This window comes from Sphingobium sp. B10D7B (assembly GCF_025961955.1).
Lineage (GTDB): Bacteria > Pseudomonadota > Alphaproteobacteria > Sphingomonadales > Sphingomonadaceae > Sphingobium.
In genome coordinates this window covers 234,741-247,326 of the sequence record NZ_JAOQOQ010000001.1, presented here as the reverse complement: position 1 = coordinate 247,326, position 12,586 = coordinate 234,741, and the positions used below count along the sequence as shown (strand labels likewise).

The following is a 12,586-nucleotide window of genomic DNA, read 5'->3' as shown; positions in this document are numbered from 1 at the left end:
CCTAGTGCGCGTCTTCAGGCAGGAGTTCGCCGGTCAGTCGCGCGCCGCGCCACCTGCGGGACGCTGGGCGGGCGCGGCACGGAAGAACGCCAGCCTGCGCTCGTCCGGCCAGGCAGAGATATGTGCATCAGCCCCGAGTTCGAGCAGGCGCGGACGGGCCGGGTCGAACGTCACCCATTTGAGTTGCTGCGTGTCCGGCTTCCCCGAGCGGGCAAAGGCGACGAGCGAATCCGTCATCGCGCTGCTGAACGCGCGGTCTGCCTGGGACCAGTCCCGCATGGGGCGGAAGCGATTGAAGCTGTCGATCGTGGAGAGCCAGAACGGCACTTCCGAGGTGTGGTAGGCGCCCGCCGTCGCGGGATCGAGGTCGGGGATGTGCACCCCGGCCGGGTAGGAATGCGGGCGGGCGAACATATAGCTGTAAACCGGGGCCTTGCCTTTCGCGACCTGCGCCCGCGCCCAGGCATCCATCGCCGCCGCCATCGTCCCGTCCCGGTCCGCAACCCGCGCCTGCGCTTTCGCTTCAGCATCGCTCGCCGCGGGGTAAAGCTTCAGGAAGGCGTCCGCACGACCGCCGAAGACGGCCGCAGCCCGCGCCTTGTAGTCGGCCAGCGTCTGCACCGGGCCAAGGCCGCCGAGCGATTCATCGCGCGTGAAGCCGAGCACGAGCGGGACATCGCTCTGGGCGGAGCGGTTGAAAGCCTCGTCGATGGGATAAGGCAGCACATAGCCATCTTCGATCGGGCCGACCGGCGGAGATCCGGGCACGCGCGGCACGACCAGCCGGTCGGCGGGCATGGCGCGAAGATCAGCGAGGTTGCTGCCCTTCCAGATGACCTGCAGCCGCACGCCATCTTGCTCGGCCTGCGCCAGGGGACGCATGGCACCCGGCCCCGCCGAGCCGATGAGCGCACCGCTCATGCCCACGGCGCGCTGGAAAAGACCCTTGGCAAGCGGGCTGGCCTGCAAAGCGAGAACCGACATCGACCCGGCCGACTGACCAGCAATGGTCACATTGGAAGGATCGCCGCCAAATTGCGCGATGTTCTCCTGCACCCAGCGCAGCGCGGCGATCTGGTCCAGGAAGCCATAATTGCCCGATGCTTTATGCCCCGATTCAGAGGTCAGTTCGGGATGCGCGAAAAAGCCAAGGGGGCCGACGCGATAATTGAGATTGACGAAGACAACGTCCCGCGTGGCGACAGTCTCGCCACCGTACAGCGCCATGCTGCCCGCGCCGATGAAGAAGCCGCCCCCATGCAAGAAGATGATCACGGGCGCCTTGTTGAGTCCCTGCTTGGCCCAGATGTTGAGATAAAGGCAGTCTTCGCTGGTGACTTCCGCGCCGGAATACTGATTGGTCAGGATGCCGCGCTGCTGCTGCATGCATTGCGGGCCGAACCGGTCGGCATGATAGATGCCCTTCCAGGCCGTCACCGGCTGGGGCGCCCGCCAGCGCAAATCCCGTACCGGCGGTGCGGCATAAGGCACGCCCAGAAACGCGCGAACGCCGGAGGGCAGCATCCGTCCCTCAATCGCCCCCGCCTGCGTCGTCACCCGCGGCTCGGAGGCGCCAACGGCCTCCCCAGCCAATGCCGGGGAGGCCGCCGATAACGCGCCGAGGAAAAAGAGGCCAGGACCACGCCATTGCTGAATGAACCCTCTCAAACGGGCAATCGTCATGGTACTGTCCTCTCTTTCAGTTCTGTTTCGTTCCGTTGATCGGAACGGTTTTAGTTGCTGGCTCCAAAACCGACCCGGAGGCGGACGCCGACATAGCGCTGATAGTTGCGCGGAACCTGCTGGATCAGCGTCGGGGCCGAGTATCCATTGCCCGTATAATCGGTGATGGACGTCAGATACGCCTTGTTGAACAGGTTGTTGACGAAGAACGACAGATCCCAGTTCACAGCGCCCGTGCTGCGCAGGCCAATGCTGGCATTGGCGATGCCATAGGCATCGAACTTGGTGAGCGGGTTGCGATCCAGCGAGAAGTTGACATCATCCTGCCAGGCATAGTTTGCGCTCATATAGGCGTTGATCTCGGTGCCCTGAATGGGCGCCTCGTACACGCCACCGACATTGAACTTGAAGTCCGGCGAATTGGCGAGACCGACGCCGGCCAGATCCTGCACGAACGTGGTCGTGCCCGGAATGGCGACGCAGCCCTGCGCAACCGTCTGACCAGGATAGCAGCTCGCGCCCGGGAATTCGCGGATCTTCGCGTCGACGTAAGCGGCCGAACCATAGAGATTGAGGTTCGGAGTCGCCCGAATGGAGCCCTCGAACTCGATACCCTTGGTGCGCAGCTTACCGACATTCTTGAGAATGAATTGCGGCGCACCGGCGATGAATTCCGCGCTCTGCGCCTGGAAGTCGTCATAGTCGGTCCAGAAGCCGGTGATCGCGAACGATCCACGGTTGCCCCAGAAGCGACCCTTCATACCGACTTCGTAAGATACGGAATGCTCGGGCTTGACGAGATTGTCGATCCGCGACTGGTTGAAGCCGGACGAGATATCGTAGGCCTGCCCCTTATAGCCCTTGGCGATGGCGGCATAGACCATCACTTCGTCGCTCACGAACTGCTGTAGCGAGGCCTTGCCGGTGACAGCCGTGTCGCTCCGCTGATCTTCATACACCACAGGCGTCGCCAGTCGATTATCCCGGAAGAATACGCCGACAGTCTCGCGATTGACGCGGCCGCCGAGCGTGAGCTTGGTCGTGGGCGTGAAATTATAGCCGAGCTGACCGAAGGCGGCATAGCTTTCCGTCGATGCGGTCGAATCCCAATCCTGACGGAGGAACGACAAGAAAGACGGCGCCGAACGGATGAAGCGGCGATCGGTATTGCCATCGGCATAGAACAGGCCGACCATATACTCGAACGGGCTGGCGCCCCGCGAGGTCAAGCGCAGCTCCTGGCTGAACATCGTCGCATCATAGGGGCCGCCCTGATAGAGGGTCGGCGCGGCAGAGAAGTCGAGATCCTGGCCGGATTCCAGCTTCCAGCGCTGATAGGCGGAAACCGATGTCAGCGTCGCAAAGCCCAGGTCAAGATCGGCTTTGGCCGACAGCAGATACTGGAAGCTGTCAGCGCGCGGATCGCCATCGAAGCGGACATTGTCGTTGCCGACGCCCGGCCGGATGCCGCGCAGGTCAATCGCCGCGCCATTCTGGGTCGCGCCAGGGGTCACATAATAATAGGTCGGCGCGTTGCCGTTCGACTTGGTGTTGCTGTAATTGCCGGACAACGTGAGATCGAGGTTGCCGGCACCGTAAGTGAACTTGCCGCCAAAACCGTAGCTTTCCGCGCCATTGAGGCGATGACCGTTGGTCAGGTTGTTGATGTAGCCTTCACGATCGGAATAGAAGCCGTTCAGCCGGAAGCCGGCATTCTGGCCGATGGGACCGGAGAGCATAGCGGATACCCGCGTCTCGTCGTCATTGGTCAGGACACCTTCGACATAACCGCTCAGGTCACGCGTCGGATTCTTGGTCGTGATGTTGACCACGCCGGCAGACGCGTTCTTGCCGAACAGGGAATCCTGCGGCCCACGCAGAACCTCGACCTGCGCGATGTCATTCAACCCGCCACCGAACGCCTGGCCCTGCTGAAGCAGTGCCACACCGTCCACGACGATCGAGACGGCCGGCTCGGTGCTGGTCGAAAAGGAGAAGGTGCCGATGCCGCGGATCGAGACGGACGACGACGCCGAATTGCCCTGCTCGTTCACCGTCAGCGACGGCGACACGCGGGTGATGTCGGAGAACTGGGTGACCTGCGCCGTGTTCAGCACCGCTGAGTTGATCACGCTGACCGCCGCCGGAACTTCAAGAATGTCCTGCTCCCGCTTCTGGGCGGTTACGATGATCGCTTCCGGCTCAGACCCTGCACCGGCTTCGGGCGCCGCGCTCTGGGCGAAGCCAGGCGTTGCGACCGCACAGGCCGCCGCCAACGCAGCAGACGCAACGGAAAAACGTAGGAAAGAACACATTTAGGGAGATCCTCTTACCAAAACTCGGAACCGAACCGGACTTGGCCAAGTCACTGCGGATAATTGGTCATGCCACATTGTAGGCAGAATATAAATGGCTGTGGCGGGAAAAATCAGCGTGCTGACCGAAAACGGCTAATTTCAGCCGCCACTTTCACACCTGACTGTTGCAAAGAAACCGCGCAAAGGTGTCTGGCCAATCCGCTCAATCCGCGATAGCATCGCCGCTTTCCTCTGGCAGAGGGCGACATAGAACAGGTGGTCATGGCATCCGAACCGATCAGCGGCAGAGACCGACTTTATCAGGCAATCGCGCACCAGTTGCTGGAGGTGTTCGGGAGCGGGCGCTACAAGCCTGGCGACCGGCTACCCACGGAGCGGGAACTCGCGATACAGTATAATGTCAGCCGCCCGACGATCCGCGAGGCGATCATCGCGCTGGAGGTTCAGGGCATCGTCGAAGTCCGCGTCGGCTCCGGCGCCTATCTCAAAGGCCTGCCCAGCGCGGGCGATCCTGCGGCATTCAATGTCAGCGCCTTCGAACTGACCGAAGCGCGCTTGCTGCTGGAAGGCGAAGCGGCCGCGCTTGCGGCGGCGCAGATCACCGACGAGGAGCTCGCTACGCTGGCGCAGCTGATCGACGAGATCGCGACGGAGAATGAACGCAACGCCGGCACGGAAGATGCCGACCATCAGTTCCACCTGACCATCGCGCGGGCGACGCGCAACTCGGCGATCGTGAACCTCATCGACAATCTCTGGTCGTTGCGCGCCAAATCCCCTGAGACCGCCCTGCTCTATGCCAAGGCGCGATCGGCCAATGTCAAACCTGTCATCGACGAGCATCAGGTCATTCTCGATGCGCTCCGCACGCGTGACCCCGCCAAGGCCCGCGCCGCCATGCGCGCGCATCTGACCGCGGTTCTGGACAGCCTGCTCTTTGCGACCGAGGAAAAGGCAATCGAGGAAGCGCGCAAGGCATCGGCATCGAAGCGCGCCCGCTATGAAAGGGCGATTGCCTGAGCAACGTACCGGGCAGCCCCGGCACGCGCACTCAGTAGGTCAGGCCAAAGCCGAACGGATAGAGCGTGCTGCCCGGCGTCTCGGCATAGCCGGGCGCGTCGGAATGCTGCCGGTCGACAGCATCGAGCGAGGCGGGCAAGGCGAAAGGCAGGCGCCCGGCCGGGGCCTGCTTACCGGTCAGCACGTCGATCTGGGCCGCATCGCTCGCCCCGAAACTGGCGATGATCGCCCCGGCATTGCGCAGGCCGCTGGCTTCATCCAGCACGTAAGGCTGGCGGAAATAGATATTGAGGATCACGCGGCGCGGATCGCCGATCTCGCGCATGATCGCCTGAATGTCCGCCAGCGAGGGATAGACCGACCAGCTCTGCGCTTTTGCCATAGCGGTAAAGGACAGCATCCCCGCTTCCCACGGAAACGCCCCGCCGAAAATGAGATTGTCATCCACGCAGGTGACGTCCTTGCCGGCGGAGGATGTCGTGCAGGGGTCCTGTTCTCCCCAGCTTGCCTGCCGCTTGCCCGTGGCCCGGTTGGCAATCATGGTGGCCGGATCGATAATGCGGCCGCCGCCCTCGGCAGACTTGCTCGAATAGCGCCGCGCCGCGTCTGTGCTCACGCGGACGTTGATGACGGCGTAATCCGTGCCGGCTGGCACAGCGGCACGGACCTGCCCCTTTTTCGCGTCATAATTGCCGTCAGTCGCTGCGAAACCCCGCGCGGCGAAGTCAGCACCGGCAAAGCCCATGGTGTAGATGCGACTGCCCGGGCGGAGCGGCAACACGCCCGTGCCATCCACCTTCTGATTGTGCAGCAGCACGAGCGACCGCCGCTGAATGTCCAGCCCCAGCGCGCGATGCTCGGCCGTGCCGATCATCTCCGGCGCTGCCTCGGCGTCGACATAGGGATTTTCAAACAGGCCCAGCGCGAATTGTTCGGTCAGCAGCCGCTCGACCGCCGGATCGATATCGCCTGCTTCACTGAGCGCGCCCTGGGCAACCAGATCGACGATCGTGCTCTTGCTGCGGAACTCGGAGAGAATATCCGTGCCAGCACGAACGGCAAGCGCTGTGCGATCCGCGACGGTGTACCCCTTGCCAGTCGCCGGATTGATGCGACTGTCTTCCAGACCCCATCCGCGTTCTTCGATGATGCCGCTGTCCGAGTTCACATAGCCGCGAAAGCCCAGCTCATCCCGCAGAATACCCGTGACGATCTGCCGCGAGAACGCCATGCCCAGACTTTCGACCGGCCGCCCGCCATGATGCGCATCCACCGGCACGCCATAATAAGGCATGATCGAACCCACGCCGGCGTCGATGGCTCGCTGGAAGGGGCGCAGATGATAATCGAACCCATACCGTCCGCTCGGATCGGTGTAGAACTGGTCCTTGCCGAATGTGTAATGCGCATCCAGCCCAAGCTGCTGCGGCCCGCCGCCGGGGAAGTGCTTGAGCGTCATGCTGACTGCGGTAGCCGGAGAGAGCGCAAGGCCGCCCTGCCCTTTCTCGCCCTGCAGCCCTTTGGCGAGCGCCGTCACGATATCGCCGACCAGATCGGCATCCTCGCTGAACGTCTCGTGGAAGCGTGACCAGCGTGGCTCCGTGCCGAGATCCGCCATATAGCCATACATGCCGCGCAAGCCGATGGCCCGCCACTCCTGGCCCATGACACGCGTAAATCCGGCGATGACGGACATGTCGCCACGCAGATTGGCGGGCGGAGCGCCATCGGCCGCACTGAGCGGCGCCGCGGCACCGAGCGCTGCGGCCGCCAGCCCCGCCTCTTTCGGAAACTCTGTGAAGGCGCCAGCGCCCTGACCAATGCCGAAGGTCGGGCTGACCTCGACATGATTACGCGCATTATCCTTGAACAGCGCGGGGATGCCGAGCCGGCTTGCCTCACGCATTTCCTGCACCGCATTGGTGAACCGCGCCATCTGCAGGGGTGTCTGCCGATAGCCGCCCCGCAGGCGAAAACCGGTCAGGCGGACGGAGCAATCGGCCGGCTCTGCCGCCACCGTGGCGCGCAGGATGAAGCGGCTCATCTCCTCCTTTTCGATGAGCGCCTTGCCATCCTCAGTGATCGAGCCGTCGCAATCGGGATTTTGCGTCGCGATCAGCATCGTCCCCGCCTTCTCGGCCAGCGTCATGCGCGTCACGAGATCGCGTGCACGTTCACGCGCCGTCAAACGCCAGTCCTCATAGGGTTCGAGCGTGCCGGAGGCATTGAGGTCTTTGAACCGCAGCCCGGCCACAGTGATGACCGGCTTGCTGCGCGCCGCGACATCCGGCTGTGTCATCGTCGGTGAAGCAGATGGAGTAGACGCGGCGGCGGACCGGTCCGTTGTCGCACAGCCGCTCAACACGGCGCAGAGCGCCATTGCGGATACCGAGAACGAAATCTTGCCAGTCATGGGCACGGCCTTCTCCAATCATGCTGTTCTTATTGGCGGGGTCACCCGGTCAAACGCCATCCCTGTGTCGTCGTCCGATGGCCGACTGTAGATCCCGGCTTCGGCCGGCGGAATAGCCCCGCGCCGCTGCACAACCCAAGCGGCCAGAGCATTGCCGGCCTCCGCCGACGCCTCCGGACTTCGCCCCACCAGCCGATGAGCCAGATAGCCGCCATTGAATGCATCGCCCGCGCCGGAGGTATCCAAAGGGCGCGCCACGATCTTGCGGGTCGGAACGAGGCAATCGCCCGCCATCGCGCCGGCCGCCCCCATTTTTACAGCGACCTCATCGACGCCGCGCTCGCGCCAATAGGTTATTGCTTCCTCGCAAGAAGTCGTCCCGAGCAAAGCCTGCTCATCATCGAGCGTCGGCAGACCAATGGACGCTGTCCGCAGCGCCGCTTCATGCCAATGCCGGGCCGCCGCCACCGTCTCCCAAAGCGCCGGACGGTAGTTGCTGTCAAACGCGATGCGACCACCGGCTGCGCGGCGGCTCCGCAAAATATCGAGCAACGTAGCGCGGTCTTCCTCCGGGAGGATGGCCAGCGTCACCAGCGAAAAATAAACTATCAGCTCGGCGTTACGGACTGCAGCGGCGAGGGTATCGGGCGCGATCAGTGAAACCAGGCGTCGTGCGGCGCTGTCGCTGCGACGGTAAGTGAACGAGCGCTCGCCATTCTCGTCAGTGGCGATGAAGTAGATGCCGCATTCGTGCACCGGACTGCGCGCCACGCAGGAGAGATCAAGCCCCTCACGCTGCCACGCGCCGGCGAGATCATCACTGAACCCATCGCGCCCGATGGCCGTCGCAAGGCCGGTCGCGATACCGAAGCGCGCCAGATGAATGGCCGTGTTGACCACATCGCCGCCATGGGCCTGCCGCCAGCACGCATCCTCCCGCCGGAACTCGACCATGCCCTCGCCGATCGCGAGAACGCGCATCACCAGTTCCACATGCTGCCGTCGGACAGCCGCGCGACCGGCAGATAGGCCGGCTTGTAGGGATATTTGGCGGCCAGAGTTTCATCGATGTCGACGCCATGACCAGGCGTTTCGCCGCAGTAGAGAAAGCCGCGCTCGAAATGGTAATCATGGGGGAAGACGGCGTCCGTCTCCTCGGTGTGGCGCATATATTCCTGAATGCCGAAATTCGGCACCCAGGTATCGAAATGCAGGGCCGTGCCCATCGTCACCGGCGAGAGATCGGTCGCGCCGTGGCAGCCCGTGCGGACCTGATAGAGCGAGGCCAGATCGGCGATGCGCCGCAGATGCGAAACGCCGCCCGCGCCCACGATGGTCGTGCGGATATAGTCGATCAGCTGGTTCTGGATGAGATCCTTGGCATCCCAGATGGTGTTGAAGATCTCGCCGACGGCCAGCGGGGTGACCGTGTGCTGGCGGACCAGCTTGAAGGCTTCCTGATTCTCCGCAGGCGTGACGTCTTCCAGCCAGAAAAGCTGATAGGGCTCGAGCATCTTGCCGAGATTGGCGGCTTCCTGCGGCGTGTAGCGATGGTGGCCATCATGCAGCAGATGATGGTCGAACCCGTAGGTCAGGCGCAGCTTGTCGAACAGCTTGGGCACATGGTTGAGCGCCTTGCGCGTATCCCAGCCGGTGACGGAAGGCAGCGCGGCATCGGCAGGCTCGTAGTAGAGCTTGCCACGCCCGACGCCATAGGCGTCCTTCACATTGGGAATACCCGTCTGCGCGCGGATCGCCTGATAGCCCATGTCGATATATTCGCCCACGGCATCGACGGTTTCTTCGATATCCGAGCCATTGGCATGGCCGTAGACCATCACGCCATCGCGGCTGCGGCCACCCAGAAGCTGGTACAGGGGCATATTGGCCATCTTGGCCTTGATATCCCACAGCGCGACATCGACCGCCGCGATGGCCCGCATGGTCACCGGCCCGCGCCGCCAATAGGCCCCGCGATAGAGATATTGCCAGATATCCTCGATCCGCCGTGGGTCCATGCCGATGAGGCAGGGCGCCACATGGTCCTGCAAATAGGACACGACCGAAAGCTCCCGCCCGTTGAGCGTGGCATCGCCGATTCCATAAACGCCCTGATCGGTCTCGATCTTGAGCGTCACGAAATTGCGTCCGGGACAGGTGACGATGACCCGAGCGGCAGTTATCTTCATTGCAGGCAAAGCTCCCGATGAGTGTCCAAGCATTTTCGCCTGACAATCAATACTAGATTGGTCAGGCATTGTATGGCAAGGGGTCATTTCCGGTCGCCAGGGAGAAGGTCATGAGTCCACTGAAACTGCATCCTGATCGGCTGTTTCCTGCGGACTCCACCACGCGCGCAATCGCTCGCGACCTTTATGCACAGGTTGCGCAACTGCCGATCGTGAGCCCCCATGGCCATACTGACCCGCGCTGGTTTGCGGACAATCAGGCATTCAGCAATGCCGCAGACCTGCTGCTGATCCCCGACCATTATCTCCTGCGGATGCTCTACAGCCAGGGCATTCCCATGGAGAAGCTGGGCGTGCGGCGGCGCGGCGAAGCGGCGAAGACGGCGCCGCGAGAGGCATGGCGCATCTTTGCGGCCCATTATCACCTGTTCCGTGGCACCCCTTCGCGGCTCTGGTTGGATTGGGTGTTCGCCGAAGTGTTCGGTCTCGCCCAGCGGTTGGATGCGGACAGCGCCGACGCATATTACGATGCCATCGCAGAGCAACTGGCGCAGGAGGCGTTCCGCCCTCGCGCGCTGTTCGAGCGCTTCAATATCGAAGTGATCGCCACCACCGAGTCCCCCCTCGACAGTCTCGACCATCACCGCACGATTGCCGCCAGCGGCTGGTCCGGCCGGGTGATTACCGCCTATCGCCCGGACCCAGTGATCGATCCCGAATTCGAGGGTTTTCGCGACAATCTGGTGCGCTTTGGCGAGTTGGCCGGCGAAGATTGCTTCACCTATGAGGGCTATCTCGCCGCGCACCGCAACCGCCGGGCGTTTTTCGCCCGGATGGGCGCAACCTCAACCGATCACGGCCACCCAACCGCTGCGACGGCGGACCTAGACGACGCGCAGGCCCGCGCTCTTTTCGCGCGCGTCATTGCCCCGGACGTGAGCGCCGCGGATGCCGAACTGTTCCGCGCGCACATGCTGACGGTCATGGCCGGCATGAGCATCGAGGATGGATTGGTCATGCAAATCCACCCTGGCTGTTTCCGCAATCACAATCCCTGGCTGTTTGAGCATTTCGGGCGGGATAACGGCGCGGACATCCCGGTGCGCACCGAATATGTCCATGCGCTGCGGCCACTGCTCGCCAAATATGGCCGCGATCCGCGCCTGTCCCTCATCGTTTTCACGCTGGATGAAACGACCTGCAGCCGGGAATTGGCTCCGCTTGCCGGCCACTATCCGGCACTCAAGCTCGGCCCGGCCTGGTGGTTCCACGATAGCCCGGAAGGCATGTGGCGCTTCCGGGAGAATGTCACGGAGACAGCGGGCTTCTACAACACAGTCGGCTTCAACGACGATACGCGCGCCTTCATGTCCATTCCCGCCCGCCACGATGTCGCGCGCCGGGTCGATTGCGCCTTCCTCGCGCGGTTGGTCGCCGAACATCGACTCGAAGACTGGGAGGCCGCCGAATTGGCGCAGGATCTCGCCTATAATTTCGCCAAGGCAGCGTACAAACTATGAGGCTGTCCGAGCAGACTCTCGCGTCGCTTGATGCGCGCGTTATTCAGGTGCCTTACGATCGCGCCGCCGGCAGCAAGCAGATCGTTCATCTTGGCCTGGGCGCCTTCACGCGAGCGCATCAGGCCGTGTTTACCGAAGATGCCATTGCGACGTCGGGCGAGGTCTGGCGCATCATCGGCGTATCGATGCGCAGCGCCACGGTGCGCGATCAGCTTGCGCCGCAGGATTGCCTGTTCACCGTGACCACCAAGGGCGAAGGCGCGCCCGCGACGCGGCTGGTGCGCTGCCTGAGCGATATCATCGTCGCCCCGGAAGACCCGGCCCGGGTGGTGTCCGCCATCGCCGATCCCAAGACCCATATCGTGACGCTGACCGTGACCGAGAAAGGCTATCACCTTTCCGGCAGGCAGGACGACGCGCTCGACCCGCTGCTGCAGGATGCCCCCGCAAGCCAGGCGCCGCGCACCATCTACGGCTATCTCGCACAAGGCCTGAAGCAGCGCCGAGACCAGGGCCTGCCCGGCCTCACGATCCTGAGCTGCGACAATCTCGCGGACAATGGCACCCGCTTGCGCGCCATGCTCCTGAAGGTGCTGACCGGCACCGACCCGCAACTGGCGCAATGGTGCGCGGATAACACCACCTTCCCCTGTTCGATGGTCGATCGGATCGTCCCGGCGACGCAGCCCGATGACATCAACCGGCTGGAAAGCATGATCGGTCTGCGGGACGAGGCTGCAGTGTTCACCGAACCCTTCCGCCAATGGGTGATCGAGGATCGGTTCGCCGGCCCCCGCCCCCCATGGGAAGCTGCTGGTGCCGAGATCGTGGCGGACGTGCGCCCTTATGAAACGGCCAAGTTGCGGATGCTCAACGGCGCCCACTCCGCGCTCGCCTATCTCGGCCTTGCCAAGGGGCATGAGCTGGTCAGCCAGGCCATGGCCGACCCAGACATCGGCGCGCTGGTTCGCAGCCTGATGCGGGACGAAGCCGCCGACAGTTTCCAGCCGGCCGCCGGGCAAGACCTGCAGGCTTATGCGGCCTCGCTGGAAACCCGCTTCGCCAACCCCGCCCTTCCCCACCGGCTCGCCCAGATCGCAATGGATGGATCGCAGAAGATCCCCCAGCGCTGGCTGGCGACGCTTGCCGACCGGCAGGCCCAGGGGAAAGCCTCGCCTGCGATCCTGAAAGCCCTCGCCGCGTGGATCGCCCACGTGCGGGGCAACAATCCGCATGTCAGCGACCCCCGTGCGGAGGCGCTGGCGCTGGCCTGGAAGCAGGCCGGCCGGGACGGGATCGCCGCCGCGCTTTTCGCAGAGAGCGGATTGATCGCCTCCTCGTGGAAACCCACGAGCGATGAACTGGCCGCACTGTCCAGTCATCTGGAAACGATGGCAGACTGACTTTGCCAATCAAACAGGGCTTCGGGAGAGAATGACGGTG

General features: G+C 63.5%; 8 protein-coding genes. 3 read left to right on the top strand and 5 right to left on the bottom strand.

Translation table 11 applies throughout. The features are described from left to right. Positions 1 to 33: 33 nt before the first annotated feature. Both M2331_RS01160 and M2331_RS01155 read right to left on the bottom strand, forming a co-directional pair. Entirely contained in the window at positions 34 to 1,683 is a 1,650-nt protein-coding gene (locus M2331_RS01160; protein WP_181558595.1) for a carboxylesterase/lipase family protein, read from the bottom strand. A 50-nt stretch (positions 1,684 to 1,733) separates the two neighbouring features. After that, positions 1,734 to 3,998, bottom strand: coding sequence for a TonB-dependent receptor (locus tag M2331_RS01155; protein ID WP_181558594.1), 2,265 nt, complete (start codon positions 3,996 to 3,998; stop codon positions 1,734 to 1,736). Positions 3,999 to 4,262: 264 nt separating this feature from the next. Between M2331_RS01155 and M2331_RS01150 the strand changes: the two genes are divergently transcribed. Further along, positions 4,263 to 5,021 (top strand): FadR/GntR family transcriptional regulator, encoded by a 759-nt coding sequence (locus tag M2331_RS01150; RefSeq protein WP_181558593.1) that lies wholly within the window; start codon positions 4,263 to 4,265, stop codon positions 5,019 to 5,021. Between the two features lie 31 nt (positions 5,022 to 5,052). Here the strand turns inward: M2331_RS01150 and M2331_RS01145 are convergent, their stop codons facing one another. The 3 genes from M2331_RS01145 to manD are packed head-to-tail and all read right to left on the bottom strand — an operon-like array spanning position 5,053 to position 9,623. After that, positions 5,053 to 7,434, bottom strand: coding sequence for a glycoside hydrolase family 3 protein (locus M2331_RS01145; protein ID WP_181558592.1), 2,382 nt, complete (start codon positions 7,432 to 7,434; stop codon positions 5,053 to 5,055). Between the two features lie 18 nt (positions 7,435 to 7,452). Then, positions 7,453 to 8,415 (bottom strand): sugar kinase, encoded by a 963-nt coding sequence (locus M2331_RS01140; RefSeq protein ID WP_181558591.1) that lies wholly within the window; start codon positions 8,413 to 8,415, stop codon positions 7,453 to 7,455. After that, positions 8,415 to 9,623 carry a D-mannonate dehydratase ManD gene (gene manD, locus M2331_RS01135; RefSeq protein WP_181558590.1) on the bottom strand — a complete coding sequence of 403 codons (1,209 nt, stop codon included), beginning with the start codon at positions 9,621 to 9,623 and terminating at the stop codon, positions 8,415 to 8,417. Before manD ends, M2331_RS01140 begins: the two co-directional genes overlap by 1 nt. Positions 9,624 to 9,733: 110 nt before the next feature. Between manD and uxaC the strand changes: the two genes are divergently transcribed. Further along, complete coding sequence (gene uxaC / locus M2331_RS01130; RefSeq protein ID WP_181558589.1) at positions 9,734 to 11,143, top strand: glucuronate isomerase; 1,410 nt, start codon at positions 9,734 to 9,736, stop codon at positions 11,141 to 11,143. Beyond that, entirely contained in the window at positions 11,140 to 12,546 is a 1,407-nt protein-coding gene (locus tag M2331_RS01125; RefSeq protein ID WP_181558588.1) for a mannitol dehydrogenase family protein, read from the top strand. Before uxaC ends, M2331_RS01125 begins: the two co-directional genes overlap by 4 nt. Positions 12,547 to 12,586: the final 40 nt, after the last annotated feature.